The organism is Leptospiraceae bacterium, assembly GCA_016708435.1.
Lineage (GTDB): Bacteria > Spirochaetota > Leptospiria > Leptospirales > Leptospiraceae > UBA2033.
In genome coordinates this window covers 81,364-103,481 of record JADJFV010000001.1, presented here as the reverse complement: position 1 = coordinate 103,481, position 22,118 = coordinate 81,364, and the positions used below count along the sequence as shown (strand labels likewise).

Sequence of the window (22,118 nt, the reverse complement as noted above, 5' to 3'; positions counted from 1 at the left end):
TCTACTTTCTTTTTATGGGTGGCTTTTTTGCTGAAACATCAAAGCGAATCTGCTTCCCATATTGAAAAACCTGTTCTATTTGAAAGAGTGTGTCGATATTTTTTACTGGATTTTCTTTTAAGACTAGGAGGTTTGCCTCTCCACCTGCGGCTAATGTTCCGTTATACGCTCCACCCAAGTAAGAGCATGAATTTTTAGTTGGAATTAAAAATAAATCTTCCTGTATGCCTAAAACCTTTGCAAAGACCTTTAGCTCTTGAATCCCGCTTATACCCGGAAGGGAAAGATGATTTCCCGTTCCACTTCCGAGAATTAGTTTTCCTTTTAAAATAGGGTTTTTCCGAATGAATTTTAAGAAGGAGGAGTAATTGGATTTTCTATTTTCTAATTCTCGCTCTTCGACTTTTACTTTTAATGTTGTTTCGTAGGATGAAGAATAATTATCTAGAAAGAATTTACTTTTTTTCTTTAAGAAGGCTAATTCTAATAAGCCTTCCCCTGCCTCTGTTGAGTCTAGCTGCATATTACGATAAACATTTAACAGTGGGATTAAGTTTAATTCTTGGACATGTTGCTTTGCAATCTCGCCTTGCATTTCAGAGAGTATAGGATGCGCCAAATATCGATTACCCGAAATTAAGGCATCGAGGATCGAAATGCGATCTGCGAAGGTATGAATCGTGAGAAATTTACTTTTTTCTTTTGCCTCGCTTTCCATTTGATGGAGAAGTTCTGAGTCTATAGAGAATAACGCATCTTCGTTGTATCGGTTGAAAATATGAATCGTCTTAGCAGGGCTTGCTATTTGAGTGTGAAATTCTTTTAGGGTTGAATCTTTATTATCCGCTCCAAAATATAATAGATCTGAAACATCTTTTACTTCTGAACTTTTGGGAATAATTGGTCTTTGTGAAATAAGAATCTTCGGACCAATCATCTTTCCTGAATCAATATCCGATTTAATCTTATGAATCCATGGACCGTCTGCGATAGATTGAACATGTGTGAATCCATGGTAGAGGAGGGATTTGAGGGAAGTCTTAATCCCTGCCAGATTGCTTTGTCCGCCCGTAGCATCTACTCCAAAATTTACATAAGCATCGCAGAAGGAAGGCAATACATAGCGAACATTCTCCTTTTGTTTACTCTCTGTTATCCGCGTCAGAAATCCGTTTTGGATGTATAAATCACTGACCTCGCTAAAGCTTGCATTTGGTTTTAAATAACGAACTCCGCGAATTACTTCTTCTGCAAACAAAGAATTTAGGGAGATAAAAAGAATAAGAAATAAAATAAATTGATTCATGATTTAGATTTCAACAAAGTATGCCTTCTTAAAAGAATCAAGTTATTTCTTGCCGCACTTCTAGAGGCTCCGCCATAGCCGTATTTAAAAAAGAGAGGCTTGGCTTTTGTCTCATAGATTTTCTTTAAATCCTCTTGCGTGAACTTTTGTGATTCTGTTCTAACATTTCCTTTTTCCGATTTAAACATACTCGCTTCTTTTGGGACATAGCGAATGCTGAGACGACGGGTATAACTTCCAAAAACTTGTATGTCCCAATCTTGGCTTGGAAAATTTCGTATTGGTATACCGGAATCATCCTCAACTACCATATCTGATTTTGAAATGATTGAGTTTACAAAGCCTTGGTATTTTTCCAAATGCATAAGATAGATGGCTGACTTCATCACGAGGTTTAATCTTTTTTGTTTGGAGAGAAATCTTCCTTCAATGGAGGAATTGTCGGCTGAGTTTTGATTTACAAATAACTTTAGAAAAAACAACTCTCTGAGTTTTGGATTATGCTTCGAGTGGAAAATGATTCTTATCCCCTGATAGGCTTCCGGTGAATCATTGACTTCATTTTGTGTGATTTCTTTAAAGGATCCATCGCTTGTCAAAGAGATTCTTTGTAGATCATCTATTTCAAAGCCAAGACGTTTTAGAAAAACAAGTAATACAGGAGCGACCCCGGGAAAGTATTTATTGGAAAATTTCTTTGCCATTAATATACTTGTAAAGTAATTCTGGACTGCGATTTGGTTAAGGCTTGCGTCTAACGTATAAAAAGCATTTTTTAATTCTACTGGTTTATATAAAATAGGGTCATTGATATAGCCAGGTGTTTCGAGTCCAATCATAATATAGCGCGGAGCAGTAGGATAGAAATGATAAAGGTTAATGAAATCAGCGCCACTCAAAGGGTAAACTGCGGTATTACCCTTATTAGCCTCTGGAAGGTATTCTTTAGACCAATTTGTTACATGATGAATATAATTAAGGTTTATTTTGTTCCAGGCATTGTCCATGGAACGAACATAGGATTGATAATAATTCAAATTGGTTAGTGGTAAAAAGCGATTATTCTCTTCGAGTGGAATTCCTGCCAGATAAGAAGATAATTCATTCCAGTAAGATTTATCCTCTGTGTTAAGTCTGACTTCCATTTCCTCTCCCGAGGTGCAAAAGGAAATAAGGAAAATGATAAGTATGCGCAAAAGTAAAGAAATTCTTTTTTTAAGTTGAGATTTCATAAAGAAAAATAGCCTCGAAGTATTTGAAGTTCTAATGGAAACTACTTCTTCTTTTCCGTTTCATAGATTGGAATAATTCCATTCTTTGGGATTAAGGAATTTCGAATTAATTCGAAATCGTGTAGAGTTAAAACTTCTAAGCGGTTATTTTTCTTGTGGATTTCGGAAAGTCTATCAATAAATTTTTTATTATTGGAAATGCTATAGGCAGCCTTGGATCCAAGTCCAATTCCATCCAAGCATTCTTTAGCAAAGTAGCATTCATCTCCTGTGATTACGAATTCCTTGTTGTCTGTTTTGATGTGCACAAATTGGGAGCCGATTGTGTGCCCCCCGGAGAAGTAGACAGATATTTCCGGGCTGAAATAGAAGTTGCTATCAACCTTTACTATTTTGTTCCTTAATTTCCGAACTTCAAAGATTTTTTCAAATTGTTTGTATTCATCTGAGCGTTCAAATACTTCCAGCTCTTTTGTGTTGATATAGATTTTAGCATTCGGAAAATGATGTGCACTTCCTATATGATCAAAATGACTATGTGTAAGGATAATGTCTGTTACCTGCATGTAATCTACTCCTACATTTCGTAAGAGTAGAGTAGGGGATTTATAATCTGAAATTTGAAAGGAGGAAATATATTTTTTATTTGTAAATCCAGTATCTACAAGTATGATTTGTTTATCGGTTTGAATAAGATAGAATAGCCAGAGAATTGTTTTGTTCTTTGTTCCATCATTTACATTTAGTAATTCACTTGGATAGGTGCTTCTTCCATACACAAGGGCATGGATACTTCTAATTTCATCGTCAGCGAAAATTGAGGTAACAAAAAAGGCAAAAATAAAAACTAGATACTTCATGATGTTAATTTGGATTTTAAAAGCATTCCTAATTTTGTAAAGCAAATTAGATTTCAAGAAAAAGTTGATAGGATTGAGCTTTTCTTCCATTGCTTGCAAATTCCATTTTCTTTGAATTTCAGTCAATTTCTTAGTAAAAGGTTGCAAAAAATGTAAAGGGCGTTTGTATTAACTGATAGGTAATTTACAATGAAATATTTTTCCATTTTGACAGTTCTCCTTTTTATTAGCTGTTTGTCGGCTAAAAAATCTCCTTTTGATATAAGCAGTCCAGGTGTAGGAATGGGAATGGGGTTCGCACTTGTATTTGGAAGTAACTCGAATTCCCAAACAAACACTACCGGTAATACGACTACGACTACGACTACAACTACTACAAATACTGTCGATACAATTTCACCGACAGGGACAGTTACAAATTTAAAATCCAAAGGCACGATAGATACCGGCTTATTGATTGGCACTGCTAGCGACAACGTGGGAGTAGCCTCAGTAGAAGTGCAGATTAATTCGGGAAGTTATACGACGGCTACTACTTTAACAAACTCAACTACAACAACTGGAACTAAAGACTGGACTTATAAAATACCGGTAACGGCTAAGTGGACGTATGCGTTTACTAATACTGTGAATGTTCGCGTGACTGATACTAGCGGCAACACTACAATATCCGCTTTGACTTCTGTTCAGAAAGGAGAAAATCGGGATATTAATGGAGATGGATTCATTGACCTAGTAGTAGGCGCGCCAACTTTTGGTGGCAACAACGGAAGAGTGTATGTTTTTAACGGGAGTGCAACTGGCATTAGCCAGACATCTGTAACGAATGCAAGCCAGACTTTTACTGGAACGGCACTAAGAAAATTTGGTTCTTCTATTGCGATGACGGATATAAATGGGGATGGATTTGCGGATATGGTGGTTTGTGAGTTTTTTGCGGCAGGCACAAACTCTTCTTTCTATTATTTAGGCAGCAGCAGTGGCTTTGGAAGTAAAAATACAATTATTCAAGTGAGTAGCACGGAATATTGCAGAGCAATGGTTGTGGGTGATTTTAATAATGATGGATATGGAGATGTGGCGATTAGTAATTCAACTTCGTCTGATAATGGCGGGAATGGGAATGTTTACATTTACCGAGGAAATTCCAGCGGGTTAAATATCTCCCCTGTCCAAATACTAACGTCTCCAGGGACAAATCTTGGAATGGATTTAACATCGGGGGATATTAATGGCGATGGAAAAACAGACTTAGTCGCTAGAACAAGTAGCAATCCTTATATCGTGTCTTTTTTATCCGATGGTAGTAACCTAGTTATCTCATCCACTTTTACTACCATTTTAAACTCTCAGCCAGTCCTCGCTGATTTCAATGGAGACGGCAAAGCGGACTTAGCCGCTGCAGAAATGGGATTTAGCGGAAACACTGGTCGCGTTCATATTTTCCTAAGCAATGGAACTAATCTAAATACGACTTCTAGCCAAGCTATTGTTGGAGAATTAGCTGGTAATTTATTTTCTAACAAAATATACGCCGGGGATGCTAACCAAGATGGAATCATCGATTTAATAATTGCTCATTCTGGTTTTGACACGTTAGAATACGGGAAAGTGTATATTTTTTACGGTTGCCTAACAACTGGAATTTGCAAAGGTTCCGTAAATGCATCAGCCGCTGATTTGAAGATCACTGGTTCACCGATTGATGCGCTTCAATTTGGTAGCTCAACACGATTGATCGATATTAATCGTGATGGGTTTCCCGATTTATTAGTAGGCGGACCTGGATACAATAATAATGGTGCCCTTTTTATTTTTAAAGGCTCTGCTTCTGGAATTTCAACTAGCTATACTTCTTATACAAACGCAAGTTCAACCATAGTTGAAACTTCCGCAAGTAGTAATTTTGGGTTAAGTCTATATTAGCCGGTAGCAGGATTAGAGTATAGGTAAATCCATCTATTTAATCCTCTTCGAAAAATTCTTTTGTATCAAAAGTGAATCCTACTAGGACTTCACTTTGTAAAGTATTCGAAGATTCTTCAAGCCAAGTGGAATTTCGATTTTTTCTGAGTATAACTTTTTTAGAAAGTAAGTCTATGATCCAGTATTCTTTGATTCCATTTTTTAAATAGCGCTCTGACTTATTTATTAAATCATTTTTCCGGGTGGAGTCGGAAAGAATTTCGCAAACCATATCGGGTGCTCCAAAGATATGCTTTTGGATGAAAGAATAATTTTCTTTTTTCTTAAATAATTATAAAGTAATCCATGAAAGGAAAAACTTTTATTCGAATGTTCAAAATTAGGACTAGGGGACAACTGCATAACCCCTTCGATTATCTCATACTTGTATCCATCGTTTTCTAGTGCGAAATAGTCATCAGCAGAAACTTTTTTACCCACCTATTTAGGAAATTCCATTTCTAACATTACAATCATAGCTTTAATTCTTAAAATTAAAAATAAACTTTCAATCAGAAAAGCCATACTGAATGTATTTATACGTAGGAATATTATCCTTTCCGCTATCTATAACTAACGTAGAAGCAATGTTCGAGCCGAATTTGGCTTCTATGTGGCTTGAAGGTCAGTTCTAGATAGCTTATACTCAACTGTTTTCTTAGTCTCATTCTTTGTTTTAAAGGCAAACTTTGATATATATTTATATTGAAAAGAGCTCATGTTTTAAAGAAATGGTATAAGTAGCTGAAATGGTTAGTAGGGTAGGGATAAATTTTGGAAATAAATTATTTCTTTATTCAGAATTCCTTTCGCAAATTTGAAAAAAAATAGTCAAATATGACTAATAGGAGGTAGCGAATGCTATCTAGAATTACCATTTTAATTTATATATTTTCAACCGGTTTGCTCCTTGCACAGAGCCCGGGTAGTAGTTCCAATTCCAGTGCGAGAAAAGAGCCCCAATCTTCCCAAGGTAGTGAACTTGTGACTCCACCTGCAAATAGCAATCACACAAACGGTGTTTATCAAAACTTAAGCTCTTTGGAAAAAAGCATCACAGAGAAAATTTCTCGCCTAGAAAAACTGCAAGCAAAAGTTGCAGAAATAAACAAGAACTTGAAAGAGAAAGTTTCAATTCATGATGAAGCTCCAAACATTACTAAAGATAACGGAGTGCTAATAGTATCCGCTCGTCATATTGAATTTTCCTTTAAAGAAGAAAAAACAAAAGAAGTAAAAATTGTTTCTAGCAAGAAAAGATTAAGCAATGACTTACACTCAGTTGTTCGCACTCTTACGTTTGCTCCAGGTGATTTTGCTAGTATAAAGATTAAAGTAGATCAGTTTGATAGCAAGATGAAGGGCGTTGATATGATTGAGAATTATAACAACATGGCACCAGAAGTAAAGCTAGTTGCTTTGAAAGCAATTGATTTAGTTATCACTAATACGATTTTCAGAATGGATAGCTATCTACAAAAAGGCGAAACGGACAAACAAGAAAATACGAAAACGCACCTTACCGAATTATAATCCTTCCTATAAATGAATAGCAGAGAGAAATAAATTACGTCTTCCTCTCTGCCATTTCTCTGTGCTTTTCTAATTTAATTGAGAAGCATTCAAGAATTTAGAAAAATTCTTGCTCTAATCAAAATAAAAACCAAACTGTGCATCTATGGCAGATAAAGAAAGTTTAGATAAACTAAACCAAAGAGTAGATATGCTCGAAAGAGAACTCAGTTCGATCAAATCCGAGCTAAGCAAGTTATCTTCTAGCGACGCAACAGTTCAAATTGCGAAACCTGATTATAAACCAAATATAATTACTCCGAAAGTAACAGAGCCAATAAAGCCTACAAAACCTCCTCGCAGTTTTGATTGGGAGGTTTTGCTCGGTGGAAATATTTTGGGCAAATTAGGATTATCTGCTATAATTCTTGCCTTCATTTGGTTTGTAAAATTTGCGTTTGACAATCACTGGATCAATGAATCAGGTAGAATCTTTATTGGACTTGGCATTGGATTTACGATCATTATGATTGGCTTATTTCTGGCAAAGCGCAAAATGCATATTGTCCCCGAGCCAATCATTGGAACTGGGATTACTATCTTATATCTGAGTCTCTATGGAGCCTATTACTACTATGACCTCATTAACGCAAAAGAGGCATTTGCCGCTTTTACAGTTTTAAGTGTGGGCACAGCTTTGCTTGCAGGAAAAACAAATCTACAAGTTCTTTATATATTTAGCTTGATTGGATCTATTCTCGCACCAATCTTACTTTCTTCGGGAGAGAATTCTTATCGATTCTTGTTTGTGTATTTGACAGTTGTAAATCTTGTGTTTTATTACATTAGTCAAACAAATAGCTGGAGAGTTTCTCCTTATCTAATATTTCTAGCGAATTGTGTTATTTTTTCGGGATGGGCAGAAAAGAGTTTAATCAATAGTAGCCCCACCCCGCCGCTTCTGTATCTTTCTGCAATGTTTCTTATTTTTGGAATGCGGGAGATTTACCTAATGCCTAGGCTTCGAAAGGCAATGGATATTTCTAGTCCGATTTTGACTTTACTTCTAGTTATTACTTTTGCTGGATTTGGATTCTGGGTGGTAGATGTATTCTACCCTAAGTTGACTGCACATTTTTTATTGTTTCAGGCATTTCTATTGGTTGGATTTCTGAAAGTTTTTGAAAAGTATTCTCTTCCAGTATTAGAAGCAACAAGTAGTCCGAAGATTTCTCTTTCAGCTGTGTTATTTTTGTCCTGGATTGCTATCTTATTTGCTTCCATTTCCAATTTTTCACAAGGACATTGGATTACTGTCTCCTGGATTCTATTTGCAGGCGGCTTATCAGCAGTTGGCGCATCTTTTAGAAATAAGGCTTATATTGCAATTTCCATTATACCATGGTTTCTTGCTCTTATTCGTCTTTATTTTGTGGAGAGTGCTTTCGACAGACAGATTTATTTTGTGCTAAACACTCGGTTCGGACTTTTTGTTCTGGCGACACTCTTTCTTTTATTCACATACCAGATTCAAAAGAAGAATCCAATCCACAAATCAATTGTAGGGTTTGTATTTGCTGCACTCTTTACTCTAATTCTTGGTAGTCTTGTCGAAGTTCACTATCTAGTCTCAGATACATATTATCGCAATCTAAGTTACTCCTATGTAATTGCCTTTTATATGATTGCACTTCTGATTCCGGGATTTAAGTTTTCTTATCGTTCTTTTAGGCTTACGGGTATTATCCTCGGAGTTGTTCTTATTTCCAAATTCTATTTATATGATATTTGGACAATGAGCATCGTGGTTCGAATTATTGCTGGCTTCTCGCTTGGAATCGGTCTTGTTTTATTAAGCATCATTTATCAAAAATATAAGGATAAAATCAACGTGAATCAAATTTTAAAACTAACTGCTTTTCCTCTTCTGCTCATGGCAATGTTCTCTTCTGATAATCTTTCTGCGGATCCATTTAAGAATAATGGATACAAATACTTTGCAGAAGTAAATGGTTTAACTAAAGAATTGGTGAACGATGAAAATAATATTTATGGAAAGATTCGTCTCACAGAAGAAATTGCGCGCTTTCATGGGACGTCTGATTTACGACTTGTTTACGAGAAAGAGCTAGTTCCTTTCTTTCATAGGCGAGTTACTGTTGCTGCGGGTAAGACTGGTAAGACTACACCGACTATAATTTATGATAACGTAACTTCTAATGGAATGGTCTATGTATTAAAGTTTGAAGAGCCGCCTGCCAAAACAGAATATACGGAGATTGAAATTGCAGGAAGTGAAAAATATGAAACCGGAGTATATGTATCTCTTGGGAATGAGCCTAATGATTGGCAAGAGTCGGTGAGTGCTTCGATTTATAATTATTACGATGATCAAGCGTCAGGCAAAATCAATCGAATCAAATTTCGCTCAGGCAAATATCGTTATGCCCGCCTAGAGTTTGACTCAAAGCATAAATTTGAAATTACAGGTGCATTGTATTCAGGGATTAGAGAGAAGGCTGAATATAAATTGGATATTAAAATGGAAGACTTGGTAAATAGAGCGGATTCAGATAAACAGGCAAGTGTGTATTATTATGATAATCCTACGCATAAAGCGATGAGTAGAATGGTATTAAATTTTGATGAGCCAAAGTATTCTAGATCTGTAGAAATTTTGCAAAAAGATCCAGCGACTAAAGAATTTGTTTCTGTTGCGGACACTGTGATTTATAAAAGACAAGAGGATAAGGGAGAGCATAACATTGAATTGCCATCGTATCGAGGCGGAGAGTTAAAAATTATTATAGTGAATAAGGAAGATAAGCCGCTCACTCTTAAATCTATAGAAGCCTATTCAGAAATGGAAGAGATTGTATTTGAAATTCCAAAATCATCTATAGTCGATGAATCTCATCCGCTATTATTGTATTATGGAAATGAATATGTTCGATCTCCTGAATTTGATATGAAGACAACCTACGATGAAAAACTAAAACATGTAAGTTTAAAAGTAGGGGAACACAAAGTAAATCCTGAATTTGCTTATTCCATGATGGAGCCTCCTGTATCTTCCTGGATCATAAGAGGAGTTTTTGGAATTGGACTATTGCTAATGATTTACCCTGCGTTCACGATTTTGAGACGTTATAGGACAGAGCTAGACTTAGAAAAAAAAGAGAATGAAACAGTAAGTTAGGGTAGCTGATTACCAATTTAATTGTTCGCGGATGGATTCCATACGTTTACGGTTAACGTTCAAATCGCCTTTGCCTAATCTAGAGGCAGAGCGAATATGAACAGTCTTACTCATATCATCAAAGTAGAACTCTACATCATCAACAAAACCCATGAGTCTGGATTTGAATTCCGCATTCAAGTAATTATCCGCAGTTGAGATTATAGTAACTCTATCTTGTTTTTCGACAACCGATTTTAATTGTGCATAAGCAACTGACAGATCAGTGGTATATTTATACGGGGGAATATAATGAGAATCGGAAGAGTCTGCCTGACTCGAAACGCAATTTGGTGTATTAGGACAAACTATTAGTTTGCCCCCATTGACGCCGAGATTAGTAGGTCTTGTTCCTGCACAATTAAACATAAGAAAGAATGCTCCTAAGAGGATGAGTATTTTTTTCATTGAAAGCTCCCTAACTACACCAGGTTAGAAAGAAGCTGAGTTTCTGTCATGAACTTAAAAATATTAATTTACAAGACCGAAAGGATCGTTGTCTTTGTATTTCTTATTGTAGCCATTAGCCGCGTCTGGATTTTCTTTTAGAAGTTCAATTTCTTCAAGCTTTTTGTAACAGACTGCAGAATTCGGAAAGATTAAGATACATTTTTGAAAATTCTTTTCGGCTAAGTATAAATCTTTCTTTTCCTTTTGAATCTTATAGGCTTCTAAGTAAACTTGTCCTGAAAATTGTTCCTTTTTATCGTCAAGATTGATGGGAAGATAGAGAGTGTCTAATCGACGGAATGTTTTTAGCTTTGTTTCAGAAAAACTAGAATTGTCTTTGAACTTAAGATTGGAAAAATTGTCGATGGTGAATTCATTTTTAAAAAGTATTTTTACTTTCTCAGAGACGCATAGATTAAACCCAACCATAGAAATAAAAATTGCGATAAAGAATTGAAGTGCGTAGATAATGTTAATATTGATGGTAGAGAAACTTTTTAGATTGTGAACAGAGTTTAGTTGAAACGAATAACGCGAAATAATTCCAAGAGCAAAGGCAGTCGGAAAAAAAGTCATAGCATCGAGCATGGTATAATCAAAGATTTCTTGAAAGAATATAGAAGATAATACCGAGTAAGCCAATATTTCATTTAAAGTAAGATCATTTCGAATTAGCTTTTTTGCTAAAAGGGCAAAAGTGGAGAGGAGAATACCAGTTAATATTAATAAACCGTAAAGACCGTAGTTATAAAAAAACTGAATGTATAGATTATGTGCGTGTGGATTGGCTTGAAAATTATTGAAGTAATATTTTAGATCATCAATTACTTTTTCGGAGAGGTAGTTGATAGGAAGAAAAGTATTAAAAAACTCATTATTCGAACCAAAGCCAAATAGAATAGAATGATTGAGGACACGATCTGTATAGGCTTCCCAGATAGATTTACGTGCAATGAGCGAACCAGTGTTAAAAACATCGGATTGAAATACTTTTTTACCAATAAAAATAACCACAAAAGCAACGAGAAATAATAAGATTGGGATAAGATTTGTTTTTTTATCTTTACCGAATTTGATGTAATAGATTCCAATAAATAGACTACTAGTTATTACCCCCAAAGTAGAAGCTCTCGAATGCGTATAATAAAGAACAACAAAGGAAAGTAATATTATCGCGATATAGGAAGCTTTCACTTTGTTTGTGTCGTTAAAGAAAAGGTAGACTACTATGATAGCGGGAAAATTTACAGCTATCATGCTACCAATGTTGCTGACATGAAATCCACCAATACTGAGGGAAAAGTTTGGATTGAAATCATGGGAGAAGATATAGATCAAGATGAATATGCTATAAAGTGCTAAACAAATTCCGTAGAACAAATGATTGAATCGGATAATTTTGATTATTTCCTCTTCGTCTTCTAGGTATTTAAAATAGAGATATAAAATTATACCAGAGAGTAAGTGAAAGAATCCAAAAACTGCATTGGTGCCATTGTAAAAAAATGAAGTATAAGTAGATGTCAGGGAGGCGGTAAACAGTAAAAAAACTAATAAATCAAAAACGTTTTGTTTGTTTAAACTAAATTTCTTTAAGAGAGATAGGTTTGCAACGAGATAAAATAAAATGGCAATGGACGAGTAATGATATCGGTAAAGGAAAATATGAGAAGAAGCGATAACGGTGTAAAAAATGAGAATTCTTTTATTGATACCGAGCTTATACAGAAGTAAGAACAATCCAACAGAGAAATAAAATACAAATCTTAGATAAAGCTTTTGACGAGCAACGAGAGAGTCGGGCAAAAAAATCATACCCGTGATGGAAGTATAAAGAATTAAACTAAGAGAAGAGAAAATGAAAAAATAGGAATCAAGACCTTTAATTTTTTTTTTTTGCCAGAATAGAAATAGGACGGAAACCATGAGGGTGTTAGCAGATAATTCTTTAACTAAGTTTGGTTGTGCGTCATTAAAGTATAGGTATAGGCTTATAAATAATATAAACCATGCCTGAAAAATAATTCCTACCATACCCTTTTTACTCAATTCAAAGTAAGTTTTGATTCCTTTTGAGTCAAGTTTTCTTTTAAGAAAAATGTGGAGCAAGTAGTTATAAAAACGATCCAGTCAATGTAGTTTGGAATAAACTGATTACTTGAACAGGGAAATAATAATTTTTGAGAAGACTCCTATCTCTCTAAAAAAGACGACTTACTAATAAATTAAGAATGCTAAGGAATAATAACGAAGAGAAAGGCAAAGCCGATATTTTGTTGGAAAAAAAGAGAGGACCTAGATTAAGTAAAAATAAGGCGAATAAAAACTACTAGGTAGAATGAAAATGAAACTTAACAAAGAAAGTATAACGGAAACTATCCCTTACCTAATCTATCTACTGCTGATTGTTTTCATCTTTAAATTTAGATTTGAATTGGATAAGAAAAATCTTTACATTACAAGTGATGGTGCGATTAAACTTTATCAGACAGTGCAATACAAAGAAAATGGATTTTTTTCTTTAGAATGTCTCTATCCTGGAAAAAGCTTTGATGAAGAATATAAGCATTTTCCAATTTCCTATCCTTGGGCAATTTTTCAGACAAGAGGAATGAAATGCGTATTAGAATATCCTCCTTTTTTTTATTGGATAGGTTCTGTATTTCTAAAAATATTTCCGCTTAACCTAATCTTATATTTACCCCTTCTTTTCTATGCAGGGAATATTTTATTATTCGATTTTATATTAAGAAGAATAGGGCTAATAGATATTTTCCGTGTATTCATTGTGACGTTAGGATTTATTTCTTTCTCGCTACTTACAGCAATGGATTACACAGAGAATCCTGCATTTCAAACTTTCTATTTACTTGGATTTTATTTCTTTTGGAAATACGGAAAAGAGGATAACGCAACGTATTCTCAGTTAATTTTAACAGGAATGTTATTTGGGTTGGCTTTCATTCTAAGGCTTGAAATTTTAATGACTTTCTCGATTCTTTGTTTGATCTATTTCCTCTTCACTTTAAATCTTAAAAAGCCTTTTCTTATTTACTTAGGATTTACAATTGTAGGAATTCTTTTTGTGATTTACAATTTACAAGTATCCGGTCATCCTCTAGGATTTAGATATGTGTCATCAATTGACTTCAATGAAAACGCGAAGGCAGACATAGGAAAGCGGTTAATGCTATTGAAAGCTGCTATTTGGGGAGATGAAGTGATGGTCGGAGTCTTTAAGTTTCAGCCACTTTGCTGGCTAATTCTACTTATCCCCGTATTCGGATGGTTCAATAAAATACGAACTCAAGAAGGAAATGTATTTCTAGTAGCGGGGTGGCTTTCCTTATTCATAATTCCTTTATACGTGACAGTGTATGGTGGTGTTGGATATTTTGGTCTTCGTTATATTGAAGGTCCATTTTATCTGCTCATACTTGGATTTGGTATCTATTTGAAAGAAATGAATCTTTCTAATTCTAAAGGACAGCGGTGGATACTCGTTATCCTCTTGGTATTAGTTGGGTATGGAAATTGGTTGTCTACAAGAGAAGGATTAAAGATTCTCAGGAATTCCTCCCAAGAAAATGCGAGCTTTCAAGCCTTCTTAAAAAAATCAGATCGCCTAGTCGTTCATTCTTCTTTATATAGCTCCATTTGGATGGGGGCGTCTTTTTTTGAAAAGATTCATGTGAAATTAATTGGAAATGCAGAGGCAAAGGAATATTTAAGACAGGTTCCGGCTAATGAAAAGTTTGTGCTAATACTGAGTCCAGAAGATATTTATATATCCGCCGATATCCCTAAAAAGCTTCACGCTCATTACAAAACTCAACTTGATCTAGGCTCATTGCCAGTGGAAATTTTGGAAGAAACAAAGTTGAACGGAATTCGATTAGTTTTGGCAAATAAGAAATAGCTGAAAGCCTGGTCGGTGTGAAATGGTATATGTAGAGACGCATGGCCATGCGTCTCTACTACGCGGAGAATTACACCGATTCGCCCAAAGCATTAATAATATTTTTAAATACTGTAACCTTCGAAAACAGATAAATGATAAATTTAATTCACAAAAACATTTTACGCATAATCACAATTACCTTTATATTCACAATTCTATACTGCCAAACGGATACTCTTACTTCGTCTCTAACTTCTTTTCCTTCAGATGGTATAAGCGGGGGAGTCGTTATTCTTGATAAATTCTTTTGGAGTGAGGATAAAATTATTATTCCCAATTCGGATTCTATTGAAATTATTTCTGTAGAGGAAACTTCTAACCAAATAAAAGTTTATTTCAAGAGCACAAAGAAAGCCGGCAAAGTTGTATTTCAATCAGAGAAAGGTTTGCGTTTGGAATTAGATTTTTATTCTTCTGTTTCTGATTCGGATGAGGATGGTTTTCCAGATAGCGTTGAACTTTCGCGGGAAGATGCAGAGCGATTTCGAAATTGGTTCGTGCGAATTGCCGAGTCCCAATTTGTAAAACCAAATAGTTATTGGAACCCGACCGAGCGAGACTGTGCGGGGCTAATACGCTATAGCTACCGAGAGGCTCTAAAAAAACATGATGCTGACTGGTTTATCCAGAGCGGAATTTCTCTCGATAAAAATTTACCCGATATTGGTTCTTATTCTTACCCAAACGTTCCCTTTCTTGGCGAAAAAATTTTTAAGCAAAGGAAAGGCTCGGCTCTTGAGCTTGCAAGCTTTGGAACTTTTGCTGATGCAGAAACAGTTTTTCGCTTTAACACAATCTTTATTTCGAAAAATATTGTAGAAGCCAAAAGGGGGGATTTGTTATTCTTTGAAAATAGGGGAGAAATTCGTTTTCCATTTCATTCTATGATCGTTTCTGATTTGGCAGGCGGTGAACCGATTGTAATCTATCACACGGGTGACGGAAATATTTTAAAACGAGTTCCGATTTCTTATCTAGCGAGTAGTAAGATTTTCAGAATTTCTCCTGAGAACCCACATTTTCTGGGTGTATATCGATTTTCTATTTTGGAGTAAATCATGAGTAACCGTTTAATTAAAATTTTAACTTTTCTGATTTTGTTTTCTTTTCCTTTTTATTCTTACGCTGATGAGACCTCTCCTGAATTTTATCTCAGCACGGATAAAAGTTTTGCCCGCGAAGAAGTTCCCTATGTCAATTTGGAAGGACCGGGTTATAGTGGTTATACGCTACGTGTATATGAAATAGCAGACCCTGAAAAATTCCTTCAGGAAAAAGTGCGAGAACGACTTGTCAAAGAAAAAAACGACAAACCAGCCTTTGCTGATCCGCTTCAACTATTGAAGAAGACTTTTCAATATTTCAAAAACGATTTAAGACAAATTGGACGAAAAGAATTAAACACGAAGACTCGCTCTTCCGTTTCTAAAGGGCTAAAGATGGATTATCCGCGAGTATCCGAAGAAAATCTAGCTCATCCCGCAATCTTAAAAGATCATAAATTAGTTTTGAGCTTTTCTGTCCCCAAGTCCAAGCAAAGTTGGATTTACAAAAGAGTTCCTGTTCCCTTAAAAGACACAGGTGTATTTTTAGTAGAGGCATTTACCAATTCTCATTTTGCTTATTCTCTTGTATTTAAATCTGATATTCATTTTGTTACTAAGCTTGCCGAAGGGGAAACTCTTGTATATGCCGCAAGAAAAGACAATGGAGTTCCAAAGGAAAAAGCTATCGTTAAAATCTGGGATGCGAGCACAGCCGAGTTAGTGGCTAATGGTAAAACAAATTCCGCCGGCATCTTTCACTACAAAGGTAAAACAGGCACGAAAAGCTTAATCCTTGTTACCCACGAAAATCAATTCGCAGTATCTGATCCAACTTTTTATTCCAGCTCATTTTATAGTGAAGGAGGAATCAAATCTTATCTCTATACAGACAGACCTGTTTATAGACCAGGTGATACTGTTTACTTCAAAGGAATCGTTAGGAATTTCAAAAAAGATTCTTATTTCCCTTCTTCAGGAAAGGGAACAGTCGATGTGTTTTCATCCAAAGGAGATGCAATTCAAACAGGAATTTCGATTAACCTGAATTCGAATGGAACCTTTGATGGAGAATTCAAAGCTCCTGATGGCGACGAAGTTTATCTTGGAGTTTACAATCTAGTTTTAAACTTTGAAAGTAAAACTTACTCTACGGAATTTTCTGTAGATGCTTATAAGAAGCCTACTTTTCTTGTAAAAGTTAAACCAGAAAAACCATCCTATGTTAAAGGAGAAAAAGTCAAACTAGATATTCAAGCTGCGTATTACCACGGTAAGCCGCTTTCCGGCGTGGAAGTAGAATACCAAATCTTTCGAAAGGCTAAGTATGATTATTCTCCCATAGGAACTTTAAATTGGGAAGGGACGGATTCTTATCTTACTTCAAAAGAAACCTCAGGACGTAGAGAAATCATCAGATCTGAAAAAGCTATTTTAGATAAATCTGGCTCATATTCGTTCTCTTTTCTTCCTGAAAGTATCACAGAAGATTTCGCCTACACTGTAGTAGCCTCTGTCCGCGATTCTGATATTACACTATCCGGTGCTTCGTCTTTTTCCATAAATCGAAGCTCTATTTTTATTCGTGTAAAAAAAGAAAACCAAGTCTTCGAGCCGGGCTCAGAGGCGATAGTCAGTGCGGAAATTATTCCTTATGATAAATCTCTTTCTAAAGATAATCTTATTCGTGAGATTGCTTCTCGTAAAATAAAAGCAATTTTATATCGCAGAAAATTTCAATCGATCGCACAAGAAGCTGAGAGAAAGAAAATAGACTCTTTTTCTGAAAAAACAAATCCAGACGGTAAAGCACAATTCAAATTTTCTATTCCGGATAAAGGTCATTATGTGCTAAGATTTGAAACAGAAGATGCCAATGGTTCTGAAACGTTTGCAGAAACTACTCTTTGGTCTTCTGCAAAATCGGACTCAATCGAAATTCCTCTCAAAGATATTTCTCTAACTGCGGGTAAAGATATTTATTCGCAAGGGGACACTGCTGAAATATTAATTCTTTCTCCGGTCGCTGATGCAAATTTACTCGTAACCTTAGAAGGAAATCGTATTCTAAAATATGAAAGCATTCCCCTGAAAGGAAACTCTTATAAATACAGTGTAAAAATCACGCCAGAGCTTTCACCGAACTTTACTTTATCTGCTGTCCTCTTTGCCAATCGAGAAACTTATTCGGGGCAAATAAAAGTAGTCGCTCCTCCTGAGAATAAAATCTTAAAGGTAAAAACGAAAACCGATCAGGAAATCTACAAGCCAGGAGATACAGTTCAACTTGAAATTTCCACCTCTGACTTAAAACAAAAAGGAGTTAAATCAGAAGTATCCGTAGCAATTGTAGACGAAGCGATTTACCAAATCCAAGAAGAGAAGAACCCTCCTCTCATTTCTTACTTCTATCATCCACGAAGAAATGATGTGAATACAGTTTACTCTTCCTCTTATCGCTTCTTTGGTTACTCTGAATCTAGAAGAATGGATTTGGCTTTCGGGAAAAAGTCAAATCTTCCGCTCTCTGCATTAAAAGAAGACGACAATCGTTCCCGTGAAAAGTTTAAAGATACTGCTTTTTGGAAAGCAACGGTAAACACGGACTCAGAAGGAAAGGCAAAACTCAGTTTTGTTCTTCCTGATAATTTAACCTCATGGAGAATAACAGCCGTTGCCCTCACAGAAGATTCTAAGTTCGGTCAGTCAACTTCGAATTTTATTTCTCGTAAACCTCTTTCTTTGCAAGCAAATTTACCATCCTATTTACTACGTGGAGAATCTCATTCTGTATCCACAACTGTTACTAATTTTAGCAATGTTAAAGAAGATGTTCTAGTGAGTCTTGAGGCTAATGGTGCTTCTGTGCAGGGAAATTCTTCTAAGAAAATTACCTTAAAGCCGCAGGGAAGTGAACTCGTAAGTTTTACGATCCAAACTGAGGAGAAAAGTCCAGCAAAGAATGTAAGTCTTAAATTTACAGCAAAAGGGGCTAATCAAGATATTCTGCTCCATAAAATTCCTCTTCGTTATTTTGGCGTGAAGAGAATTGAATCTGTTTCCTTAAAACTAAATTCTCAAAATCAAAGCGCAAAGGCATCTTTGAAAATTCCAAACACGGCAGCAGAAGAGCGGCTAACGCTTCGAATTAATCCCGGAAATCTAGAAGCATTAAAATCAACCTTACCTTATTTGATTGATTACCCATATGGCTGTGTCGAACAAACGATGAGTCGCTTTGTTCCTGTTTTAGCTGCCCAAAAAGCAGGTGCGCTTTCTTTAAAGCAAAGAGAGGAACTTCCTAAGATGGCAAGTCAGGGTTTGAAAAATTTAAAATCACTTCTTGGAAAAGAGGGAGGCTTCAAGTGGTTTGCCCCTGATAGCGGGGAAGATTTGATGATGTCTGCCTATGTCTATCGCGCTCTTTCCATTTCTAAAAAAATGAATCAATCTCCCGATGAAGAAATTCTAAACCAAACCAGAAGTTACCTCTACAAAGCACTCGAATCTACTTCAGATCCTTTTCAAAAAGCTTATATTTTATTTTCGATTCTCGAAGGAGGAGAAGTGGAAGCTTCTCTAGTCAATTCACTCGCTGGTCTTGTAGACAAACAAGGAGTATACGGCAAAGCGTTAACTGGATTAGTTCTGCATTCATCAGGTAATACCGATAAGGCGAAAGTAATATTTAAGAAAGCGATTGCTGAGTCAGGCATTATGAATGGTAAGAAACTTCCGGAAGACAATACGATAGAAAAAGATGGAGTAGAAATGCTTTCCGCCTTACTCTTATTATCCGTTCGTCTAAACGAAGAAGCAATCTCGGACATTCTCAGCGAAGAGTTATTTAACAGGAGAACAGATGTTGGCTGGAAAAATTCTAGAGATACAGGAATGGCAGTCCTTGCTCTTGCAGAAAAGCTAGAAATCTTTACTGAAAAATTAACACCTATTACCCTCAATATCATAGTCAATGGGAAAGAATTCAAGACAGTGAGTGCGAAACCAACTGAGATTTTATCCGACAAAGCAGATTGGAATTTTTCCATTCCTAATTTAGTAAAAGGAGAAAATACAATCGAACTTGTAAAAGAAAAAGGAGGAACAGTTTACTCTGTTGTTTCTTTACAATATATTGATAAGTCAAAATCATTCTCTCCTATCGACAAAGGAATTAAAGTAAAGAGAGAATACTTTTCCGTAACCGCAGAGGAGAAAAACGGTAAAGTAAACTTAAATGTTAAGAATTCCAATTCCTTTAAGCCAGGCGAACTCGTTATGGTATCGCTAGAAATTGAGCGCACAGGAAAATCTGATTCTTATTTTATGGTCGAAGATCCTTTGATTCCCGGTTTTAGCTTTGTCTCAAAAGATACAAATTATTACGTTGGAAATTATTCTGCTGATTATGAATTCCGCCAGGTTTACGATGATCGAGCTGTCTTCTTTGTGCGCGGTCCAATTCAAAAATCTACAGTTCGCTATTTTCTTCGCGCTGATATAAGCGGCAAATACAATTCTGCCCCTGCAAGTGCGAGTCTTATGTATTATCCAGAAGTAAGGGGAATCTCTTCTTCTGAAAACCTAAAAGTGGAGTAAATCATGCGTAACCTTAAAAGCTTTGTTTTAGTTTTATCTTTCTTTATGACTATTTCTATTCTTTCCTCAGAAGTAAAAATTTTATCTCCCCGCGGAGGATTTACTACTTCTAGAGTCATTGAAATCACTGGCTCTGTTGCAGATACATCAGCCGAGCGGATCACTCTCGTCATGAATGGAATTCCGCAAACTATCAAAGCCAATTCAGGAAGTTTTAGGATAAAATCAGTAGTAGCCCCCGGTAGTAATACAATCGAAGTCAAGCATGGAAAAGACCATGACAAAGTTTCCTTTCATGCCAACGTTCCCCCGAAAGATATTAAAGTGGTTCTCACCTGGGATACAGCGACTGACGTTGATCTCTGGGTAATTGATCCAAAAAGCGAAAAAACTTTTTTCGGTGCCACGTCTAGTTCTTCCGGCGGCAACTTGGATGTAGACGTTACAGATGGATTTGGTCCCGAAACATTTACCATGTCCAAAGCATTGTCTGGCTCTTACGCGATAAACGTGCAATACTACTCTAACTACAATACTCCCATCACTAGAGTCAAACTCTATGTTATCCTCTATGAAGGCACCTCCAAAGAAGAGCGAAAGAGTTTTGAATTTACAATGACCCGCGCCCAACAAGTCTATCATATCGCTGACTTTCAGATAGCAGGGGAATGAAATATTTTAATTAACATTTCCATATGAAATATTTCATGCGTTGGGTTGAATGTATTCGGTGGGTTGAATGTATTCAACCCCTACTATTAATACCCATTTCCCTATTTGGATTCGATGAGGCAAAGCTAAATACTGCGCTCACTACTTGGGAAAAGAAAAATAAGAACGAAGCAATTGTATTAATTACAAGTCCTGAGTCGGGTAAAATAGAATTTGCCTACACGGAGAAGAATGCATTTTATAAGAAGTTACCGCCCGGCTCTATTCTAAAGACTCTCTCTTCGTTTGTATTTCTTGCAAACCAAGAAAAATTTCATATTTCATCAGAGCAAAAGTATTTCTGCATTGGGAAATTTGAAGAGCCAACGAAAGATTATTTTAAAGCAGAAGACAAAATTAGATTTAATCTAGTAGAAGATTCCAAAACAGGCAAGAATTACTTCCGATGTTCCAAAGAAAAAGGTCATGGGGAAATTACAATGCGAAAAGCATTAGCTGAGTCGTGTAATGCCTATTATCTGCACTTTGTTTCTGCTGATTCAGAGTTCTTTTATAAGACTTTGATTCAAGATTGGCGACTGGACGAAGGAACGGGAGCTTCTTTTGAACGAACTTCCAATGCTAAGATTTTGACTCATAAAATTCCGACTCCTTTTGAATCCTCTCTTACGAGTATTGGAGATGACGGACAAATAAAATTAACCGCTCTAAAGTTAGCACAAATCTACGGAGCCATTTTTTCTGATACTCCCATTCTAATGCCTATTTTAAAGGGTGAAACTCCCAAACAAGTAAGCCCGTTTCCCTATTCAGATTCTATTCGTCGAAAAATTCAACAAGCTCTAAGGCTAACAGTAAAGGAAGGAACACTAAAAAATGTCCACCTCCAAAATACAAGCATTCAAATCCTAAGTGGAAAAACAGGCACTCCCACACGCGAGGGAAAAAAATACACAACGCACGGTTGGAATATTATCTATTTCAAAAAAGGGGATAATCCTTATTTGCTTGTTGTGTTCGTTGACAAGGGATCAGGGAAAAAAGAAGCCTTAGAGCTATCGACAATTACTCTCAATATTTTATAGTTCAATCTTATATTTATTTGTCATCCCCGAGTTTAGTTGTCGGGGATCTCAACATATTGAGATTCCCGACATAGCTTGGCGGCTGGGTTTGTGACTAAGCTAATGGGTGGTGTGAGAAATCTATCTTGCAATACAACGATAGTTTTAAGCATAAAAGACCTCTCACGATAAAGCATATTCGAGGTGACTGGGATT

The 22,118-nt window shown here is 35.9% G+C and carries 14 protein-coding genes; 8 read left to right on the top strand and 6 right to left on the bottom strand.

Annotation, left to right across the window (positions count from 1 at the left end):
* Window position 1 precedes the first annotated feature (1 nt).
* The 3 genes from IPH52_00530 to IPH52_00520 all read right to left on the bottom strand — a co-directional run bounded on the left by IPH52_00530 (window position 2) and on the right by IPH52_00520 (window position 3,524).
* Window positions 2–1,306, bottom strand: a complete 1,305-nt coding sequence (locus IPH52_00530) for a hypothetical protein (protein ID MBK7053525.1) — start codon at window positions 1,304–1,306, stop codon at window positions 2–4.
* Window positions 1,303–2,451 carry a hypothetical protein gene (locus IPH52_00525; GenBank protein MBK7053524.1) on the bottom strand — a complete coding sequence of 383 codons (1,149 nt, stop codon included), beginning with the start codon at window positions 2,449–2,451 and terminating at the stop codon, window positions 1,303–1,305. Before IPH52_00525 ends, IPH52_00530 begins: the two co-directional genes overlap by 4 nt.
* A 128-nt stretch (window positions 2,452–2,579) precedes the next feature.
* Window positions 2,580–3,524, bottom strand: coding sequence for an MBL fold metallo-hydrolase (locus IPH52_00520; protein MBK7053523.1), 945 nt, complete (start codon window positions 3,522–3,524; stop codon window positions 2,580–2,582).
* A 63-nt stretch (window positions 3,525–3,587) separates the two neighbouring features.
* Here IPH52_00520 and IPH52_00515 point away from each other — a divergent pair, with 63 nt between their 5' ends.
* On the top strand, window positions 3,588–5,324 hold the full coding sequence (locus IPH52_00515) for an FG-GAP repeat protein (protein MBK7053522.1): 1,737 nt from the start codon (window positions 3,588–3,590) through the stop codon (window positions 5,322–5,324).
* A gap of 37 nt (window positions 5,325–5,361) precedes the next feature.
* On the opposite strand, the gene IPH52_00510 is transcribed toward IPH52_00515, so the two are convergent.
* Window positions 5,362–5,595, bottom strand: coding sequence for a Uma2 family endonuclease (locus IPH52_00510; GenBank protein MBK7053521.1), 234 nt, complete (start codon window positions 5,593–5,595; stop codon window positions 5,362–5,364).
* A gap of 626 nt (window positions 5,596–6,221) precedes the next feature.
* Between IPH52_00510 and IPH52_00505 the strand changes: the two genes are divergently transcribed.
* Window positions 6,222–6,896, top strand: a complete 675-nt coding sequence (locus tag IPH52_00505; protein MBK7053520.1) for a hypothetical protein — start codon at window positions 6,222–6,224, stop codon at window positions 6,894–6,896.
* 145 nt (window positions 6,897–7,041) lie between these two features.
* Window positions 7,042–10,074, top strand: a complete 3,033-nt coding sequence (locus IPH52_00500; GenBank protein MBK7053519.1) for a DUF2339 domain-containing protein — start codon at window positions 7,042–7,044, stop codon at window positions 10,072–10,074.
* A gap of 9 nt (window positions 10,075–10,083) precedes the next feature.
* On the opposite strand, the gene IPH52_00495 is transcribed toward IPH52_00500, so the two are convergent.
* A complete protein-coding gene (locus IPH52_00495) occupies window positions 10,084–10,482 on the bottom strand; it encodes a DUF1499 domain-containing protein (protein MBK7053518.1) in 399 nt (132 codons plus the stop codon).
* 102 nt (window positions 10,483–10,584) lie between these two features.
* Window positions 10,585–12,612: an O-antigen ligase family protein gene (locus IPH52_00490; protein MBK7053517.1), complete on the bottom strand. Its 2,028-nt coding sequence runs from the start codon at window positions 12,610–12,612 to the stop codon at window positions 10,585–10,587.
* Window positions 12,613–12,907: 295 nt separating this feature from the next.
* On the opposite strand from IPH52_00490, the gene IPH52_00485 reads away from it, so the two are divergent.
* From IPH52_00485 to IPH52_00465, 5 genes are all read left to right on the top strand, one after another.
* Entirely contained in the window at window positions 12,908–14,482 is a 1,575-nt protein-coding gene (locus IPH52_00485) for a hypothetical protein (GenBank protein MBK7053516.1), read from the top strand.
* Between the two features lie 134 nt (window positions 14,483–14,616).
* On the top strand, window positions 14,617–15,579 hold the full coding sequence (locus IPH52_00480) for a DUF1175 family protein (GenBank protein ID MBK7053515.1): 963 nt from the start codon (window positions 14,617–14,619) through the stop codon (window positions 15,577–15,579).
* A 3-nt stretch (window positions 15,580–15,582) separates the two neighbouring features.
* Window positions 15,583–20,166: an alpha-2-macroglobulin gene (locus tag IPH52_00475; protein ID MBK7053514.1), complete on the top strand. Its 4,584-nt coding sequence runs from the start codon at window positions 15,583–15,585 to the stop codon at window positions 20,164–20,166.
* Window positions 20,167–20,169: 3 nt separating this feature from the next.
* Window positions 20,170–20,838: a DUF2135 domain-containing protein gene (locus IPH52_00470; protein ID MBK7053513.1), complete on the top strand. Its 669-nt coding sequence runs from the start codon at window positions 20,170–20,172 to the stop codon at window positions 20,836–20,838.
* 23 nt (window positions 20,839–20,861) lie between these two features.
* Window positions 20,862–21,923: a hypothetical protein gene (locus IPH52_00465; GenBank protein ID MBK7053512.1), complete on the top strand. Its 1,062-nt coding sequence runs from the start codon at window positions 20,862–20,864 to the stop codon at window positions 21,921–21,923.
* The last annotated feature ends 195 nt before the right edge of the window (window positions 21,924–22,118 follow it).

Coding starts and splice junctions, on each gene's coding strand:
- IPH52_00530 (MBK7053525.1), bottom strand. CDS start 1,306: ATGAATCAATTTATTTTATTTCTTATTCTTTTTATCTCCCTAAATTCT.
- IPH52_00525 (MBK7053524.1), bottom strand. CDS start 2,451: ATGGAAGTCAGACTTAACACAGAGGATAAATCTTACTGGAATGAATTA.
- IPH52_00515 (MBK7053522.1), top strand. CDS start 3,588: ATGAAATATTTTTCCATTTTGACAGTTCTCCTTTTTATTAGCTGTTTG.
- IPH52_00510 (MBK7053521.1), bottom strand. CDS start 5,595: ATGGTTTGCGAAATTCTTTCCGACTCCACCCGGAAAAATGATTTAATA.
- IPH52_00505 (MBK7053520.1), top strand. CDS start 6,222: ATGCTATCTAGAATTACCATTTTAATTTATATATTTTCAACCGGTTTG.
- IPH52_00500 (MBK7053519.1), top strand. CDS start 7,042: ATGGCAGATAAAGAAAGTTTAGATAAACTAAACCAAAGAGTAGATATG.
- IPH52_00495 (MBK7053518.1), bottom strand. CDS start 10,482: ATGTTTAATTGTGCAGGAACAAGACCTACTAATCTCGGCGTCAATGGG.
- IPH52_00485 (MBK7053516.1), top strand. CDS start 12,908: ATGAAACTTAACAAAGAAAGTATAACGGAAACTATCCCTTACCTAATC.
- IPH52_00480 (MBK7053515.1), top strand. CDS start 14,617: ATGATAAATTTAATTCACAAAAACATTTTACGCATAATCACAATTACC.
- IPH52_00475 (MBK7053514.1), top strand. CDS start 15,583: ATGAGTAACCGTTTAATTAAAATTTTAACTTTTCTGATTTTGTTTTCT.
- IPH52_00470 (MBK7053513.1), top strand. CDS start 20,170: ATGCGTAACCTTAAAAGCTTTGTTTTAGTTTTATCTTTCTTTATGACT.
- IPH52_00465 (MBK7053512.1), top strand. CDS start 20,862: ATGAAATATTTCATGCGTTGGGTTGAATGTATTCGGTGGGTTGAATGT.